The organism is Eggerthella hominis (assembly GCF_014287365.1).
GTDB lineage: Bacteria > Actinomycetota > Coriobacteriia > Coriobacteriales > Eggerthellaceae > Eggerthella > Eggerthella guodeyinii.
Genome location: NZ_JACOOA010000005.1, coordinates 360,364 through 376,688, shown reverse-complemented (window position 1 = coordinate 376,688; position 16,325 = coordinate 360,364). Strand labels below are relative to the sequence as shown.

15 protein-coding genes and 1 pseudogene are annotated in these 16,325 nt (G+C 66.8%); 11 read left to right on the top strand and 5 right to left on the bottom strand.

Annotated features, from left to right (window positions below; genetic code table 11):
* Window positions 1–194, top strand: a pseudogene (locus H8S61_RS12860) (NrfD/PsrC family molybdoenzyme membrane anchor subunit); the annotation flags it as partial.
* A gap of 82 nt (window positions 195–276) precedes the next feature.
* Here H8S61_RS12860 and H8S61_RS12855 read toward each other — a convergent pair.
* The 3 genes from H8S61_RS12855 to H8S61_RS12845 all read right to left on the bottom strand — a co-directional run bounded on the left by H8S61_RS12855 (window position 277) and on the right by H8S61_RS12845 (window position 2,193).
* Complete coding sequence (locus H8S61_RS12855; RefSeq protein WP_186939246.1) at window positions 277–561, bottom strand: hypothetical protein; 285 nt, start codon at window positions 559–561, stop codon at window positions 277–279.
* Window positions 562–624: 63 nt separating this feature from the next.
* Window positions 625–1,539 carry a helix-turn-helix transcriptional regulator gene (locus H8S61_RS12850; protein ID WP_186939245.1) on the bottom strand — a complete coding sequence of 305 codons (915 nt, stop codon included), beginning with the start codon at window positions 1,537–1,539 and terminating at the stop codon, window positions 625–627.
* 9 nt (window positions 1,540–1,548) lie between these two features.
* Window positions 1,549–2,193: a GNAT family N-acetyltransferase gene (locus tag H8S61_RS12845; RefSeq protein WP_186939244.1), complete on the bottom strand. Its 645-nt coding sequence runs from the start codon at window positions 2,191–2,193 to the stop codon at window positions 1,549–1,551.
* Window positions 2,194–2,623: 430 nt separating this feature from the next.
* On the opposite strand from H8S61_RS12845, the gene H8S61_RS17495 reads away from it, so the two are divergent.
* The 8 genes from H8S61_RS17495 (at window position 2,624) to pheT (ending at window position 11,501) form a co-directional block, all read left to right on the top strand.
* Window positions 2,624–2,923 carry a helix-turn-helix transcriptional regulator gene (locus H8S61_RS17495; RefSeq protein ID WP_255466600.1) on the top strand — a complete coding sequence of 100 codons (300 nt, stop codon included), beginning with the start codon at window positions 2,624–2,626 and terminating at the stop codon, window positions 2,921–2,923.
* A gap of 3 nt (window positions 2,924–2,926) precedes the next feature.
* Window positions 2,927–3,481 (top strand): hypothetical protein, encoded by a 555-nt coding sequence (locus H8S61_RS12835; RefSeq protein ID WP_186939243.1) that lies wholly within the window; start codon window positions 2,927–2,929, stop codon window positions 3,479–3,481.
* A 41-nt stretch (window positions 3,482–3,522) separates the two neighbouring features.
* On the top strand, window positions 3,523–4,083 hold the full coding sequence (locus tag H8S61_RS12830; protein ID WP_186939242.1) for a hypothetical protein: 561 nt from the start codon (window positions 3,523–3,525) through the stop codon (window positions 4,081–4,083).
* 147 nt (window positions 4,084–4,230) lie between these two features.
* Window positions 4,231–5,376, top strand: coding sequence for a serine hydrolase (locus tag H8S61_RS12825; protein WP_366458390.1), 1,146 nt, complete (start codon window positions 4,231–4,233; stop codon window positions 5,374–5,376).
* On the top strand, window positions 5,373–6,539 hold the full coding sequence (locus tag H8S61_RS12820) for a coiled-coil domain-containing protein (RefSeq protein WP_186939241.1): 1,167 nt from the start codon (window positions 5,373–5,375) through the stop codon (window positions 6,537–6,539). Before H8S61_RS12825 ends, H8S61_RS12820 begins: the two co-directional genes overlap by 4 nt.
* Window positions 6,540–6,661: 122 nt before the next feature.
* On the top strand, window positions 6,662–7,390 hold the full coding sequence (locus tag H8S61_RS12815) for an SH3 domain-containing protein (RefSeq protein WP_186939240.1): 729 nt from the start codon (window positions 6,662–6,664) through the stop codon (window positions 7,388–7,390).
* A 463-nt stretch (window positions 7,391–7,853) separates the two neighbouring features.
* On the top strand, window positions 7,854–8,915 hold the full coding sequence (pheS, locus tag H8S61_RS12810) for a phenylalanine--tRNA ligase subunit alpha (protein WP_154333658.1): 1,062 nt from the start codon (window positions 7,854–7,856) through the stop codon (window positions 8,913–8,915).
* A gap of 147 nt (window positions 8,916–9,062) precedes the next feature.
* Window positions 9,063–11,501: a phenylalanine--tRNA ligase subunit beta gene (gene pheT / locus H8S61_RS12805; RefSeq protein WP_186939239.1), complete on the top strand. Its 2,439-nt coding sequence runs from the start codon at window positions 9,063–9,065 to the stop codon at window positions 11,499–11,501.
* 72 nt (window positions 11,502–11,573) lie between these two features.
* Here pheT and H8S61_RS12800 read toward each other — a convergent pair whose 3' ends face one another.
* Window positions 11,574–12,344 (bottom strand): hypothetical protein, encoded by a 771-nt coding sequence (locus H8S61_RS12800; RefSeq protein ID WP_186939238.1) that lies wholly within the window; start codon window positions 12,342–12,344, stop codon window positions 11,574–11,576.
* Window positions 12,345–12,476: 132 nt separating this feature from the next.
* On the opposite strand from H8S61_RS12800, the gene H8S61_RS12795 reads away from it, so the two are divergent.
* Window positions 12,477–13,193 (top strand): TVP38/TMEM64 family protein, encoded by a 717-nt coding sequence (locus tag H8S61_RS12795; RefSeq protein ID WP_160942577.1) that lies wholly within the window; start codon window positions 12,477–12,479, stop codon window positions 13,191–13,193.
* 301 nt (window positions 13,194–13,494) lie between these two features.
* Window positions 13,495–14,379, top strand: a complete 885-nt coding sequence (locus H8S61_RS12790; RefSeq protein ID WP_160942578.1) for a methionyl aminopeptidase — start codon at window positions 13,495–13,497, stop codon at window positions 14,377–14,379.
* A gap of 75 nt (window positions 14,380–14,454) precedes the next feature.
* On the opposite strand, the gene H8S61_RS12785 is transcribed toward H8S61_RS12790, so the two are convergent.
* On the bottom strand, window positions 14,455–16,116 hold the full coding sequence (locus tag H8S61_RS12785) for an FAD-dependent oxidoreductase (protein WP_186939237.1): 1,662 nt from the start codon (window positions 16,114–16,116) through the stop codon (window positions 14,455–14,457).
* Window positions 16,117–16,325 lie beyond the last annotated feature (209 nt).

The following is a 16,325-nucleotide window of genomic DNA, read 5'->3' as shown; positions in this document are numbered from 1 at the left end:
ACTACGCCGGCCCCATGACGCAGTACACCGTGACGGACGCCTCCGGCACCATGGCGAGCGCCTACCAGGGCATGGTGTACTTCCCGACGCCGCTCGAGTTCGGCGTGGCGCTCGGCGTGATCGGCCTGGGCGCGCTGCTCCTGCTGCTCGGGTTGAAGTACCTGCCGCTCAAGCCTGCCGAAAACTCGCATTAGGCGAGTGGGGAGGTGCCCGGATCGTGCGGACGCCTCCCCTCCGATGGGAGATTGCGATGATGCGAAAAACCGTCCTTCGACTTTACGCCTGACGCGCCTCGTTCATGATGGCAGGGGCTGCGTCCCTTGCTGGATTTTGCCCTCGCTTCTTTCGAAAATCGGCGTTGGATCGTGTTTCTGCTAAAAAAATCAACTTGTGAACGAAATTTTGCTCCTCTTGGGTACCGCAAAAAGAGAAATCCCTGGTCGCGATTTTCGCAACGTCTAAAAATCGTTCACAAGTTGATTTTTTTAGCAGAAACGCCGGGTTCCTCGATTTTTCTATTCCGCCGCTCCTTGAAGCTGTCTTCCGGTTCGGGCGTTTCATGCGAAGCACCCGTTCGCTCCCTGGCGCGAGCCCGACGAAAAGCATGCTCGGGATGGCAGGGCGTCATGCTCGCTCGTACGTCTCCGTCACTCGGCGCGCCTGCTCGTGCAGCCAGGCGCGCACGTCGACGGGCTCGAGCACCTCGAGCAACGGGCCGAACGACAGCAGGTAGTAGCGCGTGCGTTCGTTGATGTCGCAGACGAGGTCGACGCGCCAGCTGCCGTCGGCCTCGCGCGTGATCGTCTCGGGCGCGAACTCCTCGCGCACGCGCGTTTCCGCTTCGGGCGCGAAGCGCATGACCAGCCGATCGTTGCCCGTCATGTGGCCCCGCTCGTCGAACGCGGGCATCGGGCGCGCCTGAAACGTCTCGGGCGCGATGCTGAGCGTCTCCCAGTCGATGCGGAACAGCTTGAACGTGCGCCACGCCGCGCGCTCGCGGCACCAGGCGCGCAGGTACCATGACGATTCCTTGAACACGAGCTGCGCGGGCTCCACCGTGCGCTCGGTGCGGTTGCCCGCGGCGTCGAAGTACGCGAACGACAGCGGGTGCCGTCCGATGGTGGCGTTGCGGATGGTGTCGAACGCGGCGCGGTAGTTCGGCGGTGCGCCCCAGAACGAGAAGTCCATGTCGAGCCAATCGACGTTCTCGCGCTGGAACAGCCGCCCGAGGCGCGCGGCCGTCTCGTCGCTCGCCTCGTCCGCAGCTCCGGTACGGTTGAGCGCCGAGAGCGCGGCCATGATGTCGCTCTGCTCGCGCTCGCTGAGCACCGAGCGGTCCAGCACGTAGCCGTCCATGAGGTGCACGCCGCCGCCCTTGCCGCGCGTCATGTACACGGGCACGCCCGCCGCCGACAGCGCGTCCACGTCGCGGCGCACCGTGCGCTCGGACACCTCCAGCTTGGCCGCCAGCTCGGCCGTGGTGGAGGAACCGCGGTCCATCAGCAGGTAGACGATCTCGAACAGGCGCTGGGGCTGCATGGCTGGCTCCTACGCGCGCCGGCTCGGCGCGGCGACCGCGGCGTTCGCGTCGGCCAGGACCCGCCGCACGAAACCCTCGTGCATGCGGGCGCATTCGTCGAACGGCATCGGGTCGCGCGGGCGGTCGTCGAAGGGCGCGAGCGCTTTCACGTACCACGCCACGTCGTGCCACGAGCCGCCCTTCCAGCCGGCGTGCGGCTGCACCCAGGACCGTTCGAACCCGAAGGCCTCGTGCAGGTGCTCGCTCGCCTCGTTCGGCACGGTCACCAGGCCGTACGCGCTCAGGATGCCCTGCTTGCGCACCAGCTTCAGCAGCGCGTCGTACAGCGCGCGCCCCCAGCCGGCGCCGGTCGCGCCCTGCTCCAGGTACACCGACAGCTCCGCGTTCCAACGGTACGCCGCGCGCCCCGCCTGGGCATGGGCGTACGCGAACCCGACGATGCGCCCGGCGCGCTCGAGGACGAGGCACGGGTAGGCGGGCATCACGTCTGCCATGCGGGCGGCGAACTCGTCGGGGGAGGGCACGGCGACGTCGAAGGTGACGGGCGTCTCGACGTACGGCGCGTACACCGCGCGCATGCCTTCCGCGTCATCGCGCGTCGCCAAGCGGACGGTCGCGCAGGCCGCGCAGGTCGCGCGTGAGGGGAGGGCCATCGGTCGATCCTTTCGTGCCGGGAGCGGGGGAAGCGGTTGCGCAGCCACATACTACCACGAGCGCGTCCTCGCCGCTCTACGGCGGGGGGGGCTCGCAGGGCGCGCGACCGACGTGCGAAGTCACAAAAATCACCGCTGTGAAGCGATTTCGGCCTCATTAAGGGCTTGCGCCGGGCATTCGGCCGCAACCGTCGTGCATCTCGCTGGCGTTTTCCCAGGTCGCATGATGCTCCGATGGCGAGCGCCTGAGCGTTGAGCTTCACAGCGGTGATTTTTGTGACTTCGGAGCGCGCTTCGCGATAGATCGCCTGCGGGCCGCACCCATGAAGCCGCTTCGATCGTGCGAAATGCAATATATATTTGACATTATGTCAAACGAACCGTATAGTTGCACGAAAGAACGCACGAACTCGCTGAAAGGACGGCCGAGATGAACGCAGCATCGTGGGCGACGTCCGGTACCATCGGGCGCATGGCCGGCACCGCATCGCGCTCGGGCGCGGTCGCGCCGCCGGCATCCGGCGCGACGGGCAAGAACCTCCGCATGAAAGCCGCCCGGGTGGCGTCCGACATGTCCCAAGCCGACCTGGCCGCGGCGGTGGGGGCCACGCGCCAAACCATCGGCCTCATCGAAGCCGGCGGCTACAACCCCTCGCTCAAACTGTGCATCGCCATCTGCAAGGCGTTGGGATGCACCCTCGACGACCTGTTCTGGGAAGAAGGTGCGTGAGCCATGTGGGCGCGTCTGCATGCGCGGTTCTTCGGCCCGCGCCAAGAACTCGACGAGCGGCTCGTCGCCGAGTCGAACCGCATCTACAAGACGGGTTTCTGGCTGTTCGTCGCCGGCTACGGGCTGTACGTGTGGCACAGCTTCATGCTTTCGCAGGTGGCGTACGTGAACGATCTGACTCCGGGATTCGAGACCGAGGTCAGCCCGTTCCTGAATTCCTGGTTCCTGCTCGTGTTCGCCGTCGTGGGGTTCCTGCTGGTTCGCAAGGGAATCTTCGCTTTCGACGACCTCGACGAACAGGGGCTGTTTCCCGTCGAGCGCTGCCTGGGCGCGTCGTTCGGCGCCGCCGTCATCGTGCTCGTGTTCGCCACGCTCATGCGCGCGCTCGCCGAGTTCGAGCTCATGGGCCTCGAGGACGTGAACTGGCTTGACGACATCGTCATCGCCTGCGTGTTCGCCATGGAGGTGTTCGTCGCGGCGCTCGTATGCTTCGCGGCCTCGTACGCCGTCGCGAAACGCCGTCGCAAGCGCCTCGAGGCAGACCTCGACGACGAGTAAGGTAATTTCGACGACCCGTTCTGGGAAGAAGGTGTGTGATCGTGAAAATGGCTCAGCGGTGGAAGACGTACGTCGGCCCGCAGGACGAGCGCGTTGAAGCGGAAAGCAACCGCATCTACAAGGTGGGCTTCGTCATGCTTTCGTTCGGTGTGCTCGTGTATATGTACTACGATTGGTCGCTCAAGCAGGCGATGTACATGCGCGACGTGCTGGCGAACGGCACGGGGCGCATGGAACTCACGACGGCTGATCTGTTCCTGTTCGGATGGGTGCTGTTGACGATGGTCGTCGGAGCAGTGCTGCTGTGCCGTAAGGGATTCGCGGACGATAACCGGTTCGCCGAAGCTGAGAAGTTCCCAACCGGGTACTACGTGCTCGTTTCGATCGTCTCCGTCATCTGCGTCGACGTGCTGGCCGCGGCCATCCGCATAGCGGCGGAATTTCAAGTGCTGGGCGCGGAGGGGATCATGTGGTCGTCGGTGGCGTTCGGCGGCGTGTTCCTGATCATCGTGGGGATTCCCTTCTTCCTGCTCGTGTTCTGGACGAGCTTCAAAACCGCTCAAAGCCGCCGCAAGCAGCTCGAGCTGCGCTTCGACGAGTAACCTTCCTCGCCTTGGAAAGCCCGTGGCACTCCTATGTTGATTGGCTGTTGCGGACTTGTATCCTTTCGTTCGTTAGGGAATACTGCACAGACGGACACGCCCTGAACGGGCGCAAGGCAGTGAAGCGGACTCGCCGGAAAGGCTGTAGTGGCAAAGGTTCTCAAAACGATCAAGCATCGGCTGAAGCGCCAGCCCGCCCTCGTCGCGGGCGTGCTCGTGGGCGCTGCGGCAGTGCTCGCCATCGGCGTAGGCACCATGGCGGCGAACGCCGTGCATGCCGAGGACCCCATCGCCGTCGCCGACGAGGCCATCGCCGCGCTGCCCGAAGCCACCGCGCAGACCGACGGCGACGCGGCCGCGAACGCCGAGGCCGAGGCGAAGGACGACCCGCGCGTCGTGGCCGAGGACGCCCGCACGGCGCTCGACGCCGCATCCGGAACCGAGGACGTGAACCTGTTCAGCTCGGTCACCGGCATCGCGCGCACGCTGGCCTCCGACGAGATCGCCGACGTGGAAAGCGCCATCGCCGCGTTCCACGATGCAGGCTTCAACGTGGGCTTCGTCATGTACGACCTCACCACGCGCGAAGGCGTGGGCTACAACGCCGACCAGCAGTTCTTCTCGGCCAGCACGGTGAAGGCGCCGTTCGTGGCCTTCGCGGCGCAGGACATGGTGGACGGCGGCAAGGCCTCCTTCGACGATGAGGTGGTGGAGGACGTCATCCTCGACGGCACGGGCGTCATGGCGTCCGACGACATCGACCGCTACGACCTGCAAACCGTCATGAGCAACACCATCGTGCATTCGGACAACACCGGCTACGGGTTGCTGCGCGAGCGTTTCGACCAGGGCGATTTCGAGGCGTGGTGCGCCGCGGCCGACGTGGACGCCGCCGCGTGGCAGGGCGAATGGTACCCCTCCTACACGCCGCGCGACCTGGCGAAGCTGTGGCTGAACATCGGCGCGTACGTGGCCGAGGGGGAGGGCAACGCCGCATGGCTTTCCGACGTGCTGCAGCAGACCGACCGGTCGTTTCTGCGCGAGGCGCTGGGCGATCGGCACCGCGTTTTGTCGAAGCCCGGCTACGAAATAGACACGCTCTGGTACGACATGGGCGCCCTCAACGACGCGGGCCTCGTGATCGCCGATACTGACGCCTACGTCCTCGTCATCATGTCCGATGCCGATTACGACGACGAATACTTCACCGATAACGAGCACCTGATCGTCGACCTCGCGTCCGCGTTGGGCGCGACGCACGATCGTCTGTTGTTCGAAGGAGGCGCAGCATGAGATCCGTTGCACGCTGGCACGCACCCGCACCGAGCGCGATACTCGCGGCGATGCTGACGCTTGCGCTCTGCCTGAGCGGCGGAGCCCTGGGCGGGCAGGCGGCTCCGCGCGCGTGGGCCGACGAGGCCGAGGAAGCGCAGAAGGCCGTCGACGACGCGCAGGCAACGCTCGACGACGCCGAGACGCGCATGGAGAGCATCGCGGGCGACTACGACGCTCTCAAGCAGGACGTGGACGAGCTGCAGACGCGCGTCGACGAGATCACGGCTCAGGCCAAGGACGCCCAGCAAGCGGTCATCGAAGGCCGCACGGCGCTCGGCAAGACGGCGGCGTACGAGTACCTCAACGGCGGTTCGTCGCAGTCGCTCGTGACCATGGTGCTCGAGGCGCAAAGCTTCAGCGACCTCATACGTAACCTCACCTACCTCGGCTCGGTCATGCAGTTCCACGCCGACGAGGTGGAGGCGCAGAAGGAACGCTCGGCCCAGTACGAGCAGCTCATCGACGACTTGAACTTCCAGAAGGACGAGCAGGAGAAGAAGCTCGAGGAGCTGGAGGCGAAGCGCGCGGAGGCCGAAAGCGTGCTGTCCGAGGCGAACTCCAAGCTGTCGAACGCGCAGAGCGATCAGGCCGCGCGCCTGGAAGCGCTCAAGCAGAAGGCCGAGGAGCTGGCCGCGGCCGACGGCGCCACCGAGCCGGTCATCGACGAGAACGCGAACACCCTCGGCCGCGAGGACGTGGTCGATGCGGGCACGCCGGTTCAGCCCGATCCGAATCCGACGCCCCCGGCGCAAGACCCTGCGCCCTCGCCCGATCCGACGCCCGATCCCGGCGTCAGCTGGTCCACCGGCATAGCGTCCGCCTACGGCGGGTCCACCGACCCCTACACGCCCAATCCGGGCACCACCGCGACGGGCGCCGTCTGCGACGACTACTCCATGGGCGTGGCCATTCCCGTGTCGTGGCCCGGCTACCGCTCGTATCTTGGGCGCACCGTGGAAATCTCCTACAACGGTCAAACCGTGCTCGCCACCATCAACGACACGGGCAATATGGGCGGCGGCAGCCGGTCGCTCGACTTGCAGCCCGGCGTGTGGAAGGCGTTCGGCTTCTCGTCGTGCCTCGACTGGGGCCTGCGGACGGTCAGCTACCGCATCCTATAGCCTCAACAGGCGTTTGAATGACGCTGCCAGGTCATGCCTCCTTCCTTCCCGATGCTAGTATGGCCGAGTCGGCCCGCGCGACGGGTTCGACGCTCCCATCATCACAGCGTGCAGGAGGAACTATGGAGACTACGAGGCTTTGCAAGACGGCGCTCGGCGGGTTCGGGGCCGCCCTGCTGCTCACCGCGGGACTGGCCACCACCGCGTTCGCGTCCGAGGCGGTGACCACCATGGCAACCACCGCGCCGCTCAACCTGCGCGACGCGTCGAACATCAACGCCGGCGTCATCGACGTGATGCCGGAGGGTACGTCCGTGCCGGTGTACGGCATGACCACCGACGGCTGGTACCACGTGAAGTACCAGGACAAAGAGGGCTTCTGCTACTACCGGTTCCTGAACTTCGAGGGCTCGGAAGACGGCACCGTCCGCGACGGCAAGGCCACCACGATGTACGCCACCGCGCCGCTCAACGTGCGCGAGCAGCCCAGCACCGACAGCCGCATCGTGGGCTCGTTGGCCGTCGACGAGGGCGTGAACGTGGTCGCGAAACACGACGGCTGGTTCACCGTGAGCATCGACGGCGTCGACCGGTACTGCTACGGCGAGTACCTCGGCTTCGGCCAGGGCGGCTACACGCCGACCGCCGAGGACACCGCCGGCGCCAGCACCATGAACCAGCTGACCACCTCGGCGCCGCTCAACGTGCGCACGGCGCCCAGCACGGATGCGACCATCATCGGGTCGTTCCCGGCGGGCACCGCGGTGAACGTGCTGGCCGTGGAAGGCGACTGGTACCAGGTGAAGTTCGGCGACACCACGGGCTACTCGTACGCCGAGTACCTGCGCTAGGGGGGACGGAACGGCGGCGGGACGTAATCGCGTCTCGCCGCCCCTTGTGGAATCTCGCGCCGGCCGCGCTCGTTTGTGCTAAACTGCATCGTTACATGCGATGACGAAGACAGCGCCGCGCGACCGGCGCCGCCATCAGAGACGGGTATCCCTAGGCTGCGAGGAACCCGGGCGGCGAGTGCGACGATTCCCTTCCGAGCAGCGCGTTTGAACGCGGACGCAGAGGCGCGACCCCGTCGTCGCCCCGCGAGACGCCAAGTAGGATGCGCCGGGTGCTCCCGTCACAGAGCGAACGAGCGGGCGGCCGCGCGCAGGCGCAGCCGTCAACCGAGGTGGTACCGCGAGAGCCTTCTCTCGTCCTTGGATCGGGGAGCAATCCCCGGAAACAAGGACGCGAGAAGGCTCTTTTTTATTGCGCTGCCGGGCGGGCGGCGCGAGGTGAGAGACGGAAAGGGACGGCACTATGGCAATCGTGGAAGAACTGGCATCGCTGCGCGAGCAGACCATCGCGCAGATCGCGCAGGCGGCCGACACCGCGGCGCTCGAGCAGGTGCGCATCGGCGTGCTGGGCAAGGCGGGCACGCTGACGGGCTACCTGCGCCAGATGGGGCAGATCGCGAAGGAGGAGCGCGCCGCCGTGGGCAAGGCGGGCAACGAGGTGCGCGCCGCCGTGGAGGGCGCGCTCGCGGCCCGCAAGGAGGAGCTTGCGGCATCCGAGCTGGCCGCCGCCATCGACGCGGCCGCCGTGGACGTGACGCTGCCGGGCCGCGCGCAGCAGGTGGGCACGCGTCACCTCATCAACCGCATCACCGACGAGATCTCCGAGATATTCCTCGGCCTGGGCTACACGGTGGCCACGGGTCCCGAGGTGGAGACGGACTACTACAACTTCGAGGCGCTCAACGCCCCGGCCGACCATCCCAGCCGCAGCCTGGCCGACACGTTCTACGTGCGCGACCTCTCCGGCGCGCAGGCGGCCGTGCGCGGCGAGTCCGACGTGCTGCTGCGCACGCAGACCTCCGGCGTGCAGGTGCACGCGATGGAGGACAACGAGCTGCCCATCTACGTGATCGCGCCCGGCAAGGTGTACCGCCGCGACGTGGCCGACCCGTCCCACCTGCCCCAGTTCACGCAGATCGAAGGCCTCGTCGTGGACGAGGGCATCACGTTCGGCGACCTCAAGGGCACGCTCGACTACCTGTGCAAGCAGATGTTCGGCGAGGAGCGCAAGACGCGGTTCCGCGCCCACTACTTCCCGTTCACGGAGCCGTCGGCCGAGGTGGACGTGAGCTGCGGCATCTGCCACGGCGAGGGCTGCCGGTTCTGCAAGAACACCGGCTGGCTTGAGATCCTCGGCTGCGGCATGGTGGATCCGAACGTGCTGTCGATGTCGGGCATCGATCCCGAGAAGTACTCCGGCTTCGCGTTCGGCATGGGGGTGGAGCGCATCGCCTGCCTGAAGTACAACGTGCCCGATTTGCGCATGCTGGTGGAAGGCGACATGCGCTTCTTAAGGCAATTCTAGGCTTCGACGGCGCCCCGCTCTTCCGTGGCGAGGCCGAAGACGCGCGCATCCAGCGCCTCGTCCTCGCCCTCCCGGTGATTCGGGGTACCGCGATCGATCTTCGTTGACGTTGCGAACTACCGGTGATAGCAAGAGAAAGAAACCAGTATGAAAGTATCTCTGAAATGGTTGAGTGAATACGTGGACGTGCCGGCGGACACGAAGGCGTTCTGCGACCGGCTCGATTTGACGGGCACGGGCGTCGAGGCGGTGGAGAAGACCGGCGAGGCGTACGACGGCGTGGTCGTGGGCTACGTGGAGACGTGCGAGCAGCACCCCGACAGCGACCACATGCACGTGGTCTCGGTGAACGTGGGCGCCGACGAGCCGACGCAGATCGTGTGCGGCGCGCCGAACATCGCAGCCGGCATCAAGGTGCCCGTGGCCACCGTCGGCGCGGTGCTGCCCGGCGACTTCAAGATCAAGAAGTCCAAGCTGCGCGGCGTCACGAGCTGCGGCATGTGCTGCTCGCAGCGCGAGCTGGGCATGGGCAGCAATCACGAGGGCATCTGGATCCTGCCCGAGGACGCCCCCGTGGGCATGCCCGTCGCCGACTACCTCAAGCTGTCCGACACGGTGCTCGACCTCGAGGTCACGCCGAACCGCCCCGACTGCCTGAGCATGGCGGGCATGGCGCGCGAGGTGGGCGCGATGTACCGCACCGACGTGAAGTACCCGCAGATCGACCTCGTGGAGGACGCCGACGCAACCCCCGCGGCCGACCAGGTGAGCGTCGAGATCGCCGACGCGTCCCGCTGCTGCCGCTACACGGCGCGCGTCATCCAAAACGTGCAGGTGGGCCCGAGCCCCGACTGGCTGGCCGAGCGCGTGGCCGCCGCGGGCGCGCGTTCCATCAACAACATCGTGGACGTGACGAACTACATCCTGTTCCTGCTGGGCCAGCCGCTCCACGCGTTCGACTTCGACACGTTGTCGGGCGCGGACGGCAAGGCGCACATCATCGTGCGCCCGGCGGCCGAGGGCGAGCGGTTCACCACGCTCGACGGCGAAGATCGCCAGCTCGTGCCCGACATGACCGTCATCGCCACGCCAGAGCATGCCGTGGCGCTGGCCGGCGTCATGGGCGGTCTCGAGACCGAGGTCACCGAAGCCACCACCACGGTGCTGCTGGAGGCCGCCGCGTTCGACCGCGCGCACACGAGCCGCACGAGCCGCAACCTGGGCCTGATCAGCGAGGCGTCCATGCGCTACGAGCGCGGGGTGGACGACAACCCGGTGGCCCTCAACGCCGACATGGCCGCCGCGCTCATCGCCGAGGTGTCGGGCGGCACGGTGTGCCCCGGCATAGTGGACGTGTGGCTGGAGAAGACCGAGCCCATCGATCTGACGTTCCGCGTTCCGCGCTTCTGCGCCATGATGGGCGCCGAGATCCCGCGCGAGGAGGTCGTCGACATCCTCAGCCGCCTGGGCTGCGTGGTGGTCGAGACCGACGACGCCGACATGCTGTCCGTGACGGCGCCGACGTTCCGCCCCGACCTTGAGCGCGAGATCGACCTGTACGAGGAAGTGGTGCGCCTCTGGGGCATGGATCGCATTCCGGCCACGCTGCCGGGCGGCCGCGGCCGCTACGGCACGCGCTCGCACCTCGAGCACGTGACCGACGTCATCAACCGCGCGATGTGCGCGAGCGGTCTCAACGAGACGATGACCTACTCGTTCGCCGAGCCGGGCGACCTCGATCGCCTGCGCATGAGCCCTGAGGGCCTGGGCCAGCCGGTGGAGCTCATCAACCCGCTGAACGCCGACCAGTCCATCATGCGCCAGAGCATCGTCCCGGGCCTCGTGCGCAGCGTCGCCTACAATCAGAGCCGCGGCGTGAAGAACGTGCAGCTCTACGAGACGGGCGCCGTGTTCTTCGCGCACGAGGGCAAGAAGCAGCCGAAGGAGCGCCGCCGCCTCGCCGGCGTCATGGCCGGCGCCATGGGCGAGACCGGGTGGAACGTCGCGCCCGCCGCGTTCGACTTCTTCGACGGCAAGGGCGCGGTGGAGAGCCTCGCGCGCGAGCTGGCGCTGCCGAAACTGCGCTTCAAGGCGCTCGCGGCCGACGAGGCGCCGCACCTGCAGCCCGGCCGCGCGGCCGCGGTGCTGTCCGGCGGCACGGAGCTCGGCTGGGTGGGCGAGCTGCACCCGCTGGCGGTGGACGCGTATCACGCGACGGCGCCCATCGTGGCGTTCGAGCTGGACGTGGACGCCCTCGCGAAGGCCAGCCGTCCCGCGCGCGACTACGTTGACGTGCCCACGTTCCCGGCCGTGTCGATGGATGTGGCGTTCGTCGTGGACGAGGGTGTCACGCACGAGAAGCTGCTGCAGTGCATGACCTCGGCGGGCGGCAAGCTCCTGGAGGACGTGCGCCTGTTCGACGTGTACCGCGACGATGCGCGCGTGGGTGCTGGTAAGAAGTCCATGGCGTACGCGCTCACGTACCGCGCCGCCGACCGCACGCTCACGAGCGAAGAGGTGGACAAGGCGCACGAGCGCCTGATCAAGAAGGTGTCCGGCGCCACCGGCGCCGAAGTGCGCGGGTAGGCTCTCCCGCGCGCCCTGTGCCCGACGCGGCTCCCGGCATCCCCCGGCCCGCGTCGGGCGCGGCCCAGCGGCCTACATCCCCAACGCCGCCCGCGCCTCTACCATGTCGTCGCTTTCGTACGCAAACGCGCCTTCCTCCGTGAACACGGTCAAGGAATAGGTGGTATCTTCGAACACCTCGTTGCGGTTGTTGAACGTCGAAAGTTGCCATATTGCCGCGGCGCTTCCCTCAGGGCATGCGCCGATTCGCACGGTCGAAGACAGGTCGAACTTCTCGTTGGCGGTTTCATTGCGGTACACCTCGTCTCCCAAACCCGTAGCTTGCAGGAGCGCATCGCCGACCGCTTCGGACTCGGGCGATTCGGCATAGGGGGCGGTGATGCTCATGGTGATCGCTTGCGGTCTTTTTCCCGCACGCATGAGGTCGGCTGTAGTCTCGCCGCCGTTGAGGCTGAACAGAATGCGCGTCGTCGAGTCGGGAGGCGAGAGCGGCACCTCGGCCGACACGTTTTCCCACGCGCCGACGGGCACGCCTGCGCCGTAGGAAAATCCCAGACCCTCCATGGTGGCGGGAATGTCCTTGGGATCGAGCGAGAGCAGCTGCGTGAGGCGGTACGCCGAATCTACGTCGGCGGGGTTCACGCCGTAGGAGGTCGTCTCGGACGCAAGGGGGCCGGTCGCATCCGGCGTCGGTGCGGCCTTGTCGACGACGGCCAGCGGTTCGTGCGCTTCGGATTCGCTGTCGCTTGCCGCACGCGTGCATCCGGCGAGCGTTGCTATGCCGAGCGCGAACGCGAGGGCGAGGCTGATAGACAGGGGAAACAATCGGTTGGATTGGCGCATGGGGGCGTCCTTTCCTCGTCGGTTCCGTTTCCCCAGTATAGCGCAATCCCGTTACCCGTTCGTTAACGGATGCGCACCCGCGCGCGCCGCCGCCGTACGACAATCAGTGTCGAACGGCACGGAAGGGACGGCATGGCGAACGGTGAGAACAGAGGGCTGCGCGATCGTCGCGTGGCCGTGGCGGTGGCGCTGCTCGTGTTTTTGGGCATCGTCGGGGTGCTGGCGCTCCTGTTCGGCCGCGACGTGCTGGGGTTTCTGCTCGACGGCCACCGGGTGCAGCAGCAGGTGGACCGCATGGGGCCGCTCGCGCCCGTCGCGCTCGGCGTCCTCATCGTGGTGCAGGAGGTGACGGTCGTCATCCCCAGCGAGCCGCTCGAGCTGGCCGCCGGCTACGCGTTCGGCTTCTGGAAGGGCGCGCTCGTCTACCTCGCCGCCAGCGTGGTGGGCTGCATCGCCATCATCGCGGTCGTGCGCTTCGGCGGCGACAAGGTGCTCGAGCTCATCCTCACGGAGAAGCGCCGCACCCAGCTGGCCCATATGCGCGAGGCGCAGAAGTTCGACCTCGCCATCCTCGTGGCGTTCTTCATCCCCGGCCTGCCGAAGGACCTCATGGCCTACCTCGCCGCGTTCGCCGGCATGCATCCCGTGCACCTCGTGCTGATCACCACGGCAGGGCGGCTGCCGTCGGTGCTGGCCATCACGCTGGCCTCCTCGTTCGCCGCTGCGGGCGACTGGCGGGCCACGGCCGTCGTGTTCGGCGTCACCGCCGTGGCCGTGGTGGTGGGCGTCCTCGTCTACCACCGATTCAAGCGCCGTCACGGCGGGAGCGCGAAGGCGTCGCCGAAGTAGCCTTTCGCGGCGCGCGCGGATGCCCCCGCTTCCGGTTTTGGGCGCAAATCGGCACCCATGACAATTCGAAGAGTGAAATCGAGCGGCCAAAGAACGAGCGAGCTCCCGTCATCTGGGGTTTCTTGTGACCCCAGCGTGGCAAACCACCTCCTGCTCGCCCCGAGATTGTCAGGAGTGCCGTTTTGCGCCCAAGGTCGGGAGTTCTGCGTTTCGATTGCGGAAACCCTCGCACCGGTGGGCTTTCACGATGTTCGCGGGGGCTAACAGGGGTACAATAGCCCGCGAACGAAAGGACAACGCTATGTACGACGGCAAAGGACAACCGGGTCGCAACGACGAATGTTGGTGCGGCAGCGGCAAGAAGTACAAGAAGTGCCACCTCGATTTCGACGAGCGCCTGCAGGCCCTGTACGAGCAGGGCTTCGAGCTGCCCGAGCGCGCGCTGCTGAAAAGCGCCGCCGACCTCGAGGGCATCAAGCGCAGCGCGGCCATCAACATCGGCGTGCTCGACTACGTGTCCGAGCGCATCGGGCCGGGCACGACCACCGAGGAAGTCGACCGCTGGGTGCACGACTACACGGTGGAGCACGGCGGCATCCCCGCCGACCTCAACTACGAGGGCTATCCGAAAAGCGTGTGCACGTCCATCAACGAGGTGGTGTGCCACGGCATCCCGTCCGAAGACGACGTGCTGCGCGAGGGCGACATCGTGAACGTGGACTGCTCCACTATCCTCGACGGCTACTATTCGGATTCCTCGCGCATGTTCTGCATCGGAGACGTGTCGCCCGAGCGGCAGCGCCTGGTGGACGAGACGAAGAAGGCCATGGAGGCCGGCCTGGCCGCCGTCAAGCCCTGGGGGCTGCTCGGCGACGTGGGCGCAGCCGTGAACGCGTACGCGAAGGCGCAGGGCTACTCGGTGGTGCGCGAGTTCGGCGGCCACGGCATCGGGTTCGACTTCCACGAGGATCCGTTCGTGAGCCATGTGGCCGAGGCGGGCACGGGCATGGTGCTCGTGCCGGGGCTCGTGTTCACCATCGAGCCCATGGTGAACGCCGGCGAGGCGCCCATCGACATGAGCGATCCAAACGGATGGACCGTGCGCACGGCCGACCGCTCGGACACGGCGCAGTGGGAGATCCAAGTGGCGGTCACCGAAGACGGCTACGAGCTGCTCAGCTGGTAACTCGTAGCCGGCAGTTGCGGGAGAGCCGGGAAGGGGTCGGCTCTCCCGCGCGGGTTGTTCGCGGCCTCGCGCCTGCTACTTCTCAGCCACCATGCGGCCGATGACGTAGCCCTCGGTGTAGCAGCGGCCCAGCGACAGGCCGAACACGGTCAGCGGGTAGTCGATGCCGCCGTAGAAGTTGCCCGAGCAGTTGCCGATGGCGTACAGGTTCTCGATGACCTCGCCTTCCGGGGTAAGGCACTCGTGGTTCGCGTTCACGTCCACGCCCGAGCAGATGGCGCTCATGCGCACGTGGCGATGGATGCCGTAGAAGGGCGGGGTGTCCACGGGGATCAGGTAGTTCGCGGGCTTGCCGAAGTCCTCGTCCTTGCCGGCGGCGACCAGCTCGTTGTAGCGCTTCACGCTCTCGATGAACGCGGCCTTGTCGGTGATTTCCAGCTTGTCGGCCAGCTCTTCCAACGTGTCGGCCTTGAACGTGTTGATCTGGCCCTCGAACACGCCTTCGCGCTCGACGTCTTCCTCGGGCATGTACACCTTGAGCGCCTCGGGGTCCACCAGCTTGCCGGGCCACTCGGCCGCCGCGGTCATATAGTTGCTGTCGAACACCTGGCAGTAATGGCCGGAATCCTCAATGCTGCGCAGGTAGCAGTTCATGAGCGACATCTCCACCGTCTCGCTGGCGAAGCGCTTGCCGTTCATCTTCACGGCCAAAAACGGCATGTCGCACATGGAGGCCGGGCCCGCGTCGAAGTCGTGGAGCATCTTCGTGTGCGCGAGGTCCTCGATCTTGCCGCCGGCCCACACCACCATCTTGTGGCCGTCGCCGGTCTTGTTCGTCTGCTTGGGCTCGAAGTTCGTCATATCGGGCTGGTAGTAGTGCAGCATCTCCTCGTCGTTCTGGTAGTCGCCGCACGCCACGATCACGCCCTTCGAGGCGTTGAACCGCACGTAGCCGTCCTTGCCCTTCGCGATGACGCCGGTCACCTTGCCGCCGTCGCCCGTGACGAGCTGCTCGGCGGGGGTGGAGTAGAAGATCTCCACGCCCTCCTTCTCGGCGGTGGCGGCCAGCGCGCGCATGCCGTCTCCGGTGTTGTAGGGCTTGGGCCCGAAGAACGAGGTGATGAAGTTGATCTGGTAGCCGTGCTTGTTGATGAGGGGCATATGCTGCTGGTTGCCCTGGTCGATCACCTGCGCGCCGCCTTCGAGCGACTTCTCGATGACCCACTTCACGGCCTCGCCGGAGTTCTGCGCCCACAGCTCCACGAGCTCGCGGTTGGGGCGGTGCTGGCTGTCGGCGATGAGCTGCGACACGAGGTTGGCGATGTCGGCGGGGTCGCTCGTGGCCAGGTCGATGCCGCTGCCCGAGTTGCCCTGCGCGATGGCCTGGGACTCCTTCTGCAGCAGCGCCACCTTCGCGCCCGCCTCGAAGGCGGACAGCGCGGCCGGCACGCCCGACGCGCCGGCGCCGATGACCACGACGTCGTAGTCCTTCGTCTCCTTGATGTCGCCGTCGGCGACGGCCTCGGGCGCGGCGAGGAAGCTCGGCATGCCGGTGCGCAGGTGGCCGGCGGCCGTGGTGGCCTCGTCGGTCGTGCCCGCAGCGCTGGCCGATCCCGCGGTGCCCGATCCCTGCGGCGCGCAGGATGCCAGCGCCCCGGCGCCGACGACGCCCGCGGCTGCGAGGCCTCCGAACTTGAATAGATCGCGCCTGCTGATTCCGTTGGTGTGTTCGTGCATGATGCCCTCCTAGCGTGATGGTCCTTCGCGTTCGCCCCGTCCGGCGGTGGCGAACCCCTCGATGCGCACCATAGCCCGCCGATGCGCGCTTGTCGTTCGTCCACAGGCGGGGAAACGGGGATTATTTTCATCATCCTTAGGCATCATCCCATCGATGATCAGGCACTATGCGAGGGATTAACCCCGATATCGCCCGGGGCGCGCTGGGC

Coding starts and splice junctions, on each gene's coding strand:
- H8S61_RS12855 (WP_186939246.1), bottom strand. CDS start 561: ATGAAACGCCCGAACCGGAAGACAGCTTCAAGGAGCGGCGGAATAGAA.
- H8S61_RS12790 (WP_160942578.1), top strand. CDS start 13,495: ATGTACGACGGCAAAGGACAACCGGGTCGCAACGACGAATGTTGGTGC.
- H8S61_RS12850 (WP_186939245.1), bottom strand. CDS start 1,539: ATGCAGCCCCAGCGCCTGTTCGAGATCGTCTACCTGCTGATGGACCGC.
- H8S61_RS17495 (WP_255466600.1), top strand. CDS start 2,624: ATGAACGCAGCATCGTGGGCGACGTCCGGTACCATCGGGCGCATGGCC.
- pheS (WP_154333658.1), top strand. CDS start 7,854: ATGGCAATCGTGGAAGAACTGGCATCGCTGCGCGAGCAGACCATCGCG.
- H8S61_RS12795 (WP_160942577.1), top strand. CDS start 12,477: ATGGCGAACGGTGAGAACAGAGGGCTGCGCGATCGTCGCGTGGCCGTG.
- H8S61_RS12815 (WP_186939240.1), top strand. CDS start 6,662: ATGGAGACTACGAGGCTTTGCAAGACGGCGCTCGGCGGGTTCGGGGCC.
- H8S61_RS12835 (WP_186939243.1), top strand. CDS start 2,927: ATGTGGGCGCGTCTGCATGCGCGGTTCTTCGGCCCGCGCCAAGAACTC.
- H8S61_RS12800 (WP_186939238.1), bottom strand. CDS start 12,344: ATGCGCCAATCCAACCGATTGTTTCCCCTGTCTATCAGCCTCGCCCTC.
- H8S61_RS12785 (WP_186939237.1), bottom strand. CDS start 16,116: ATGCACGAACACACCAACGGAATCAGCAGGCGCGATCTATTCAAGTTC.
- H8S61_RS12845 (WP_186939244.1), bottom strand. CDS start 2,193: ATGGCCCTCCCCTCACGCGCGACCTGCGCGGCCTGCGCGACCGTCCGC.
- pheT (WP_186939239.1), top strand. CDS start 9,063: ATGAAAGTATCTCTGAAATGGTTGAGTGAATACGTGGACGTGCCGGCG.
- H8S61_RS12820 (WP_186939241.1), top strand. CDS start 5,373: ATGAGATCCGTTGCACGCTGGCACGCACCCGCACCGAGCGCGATACTC.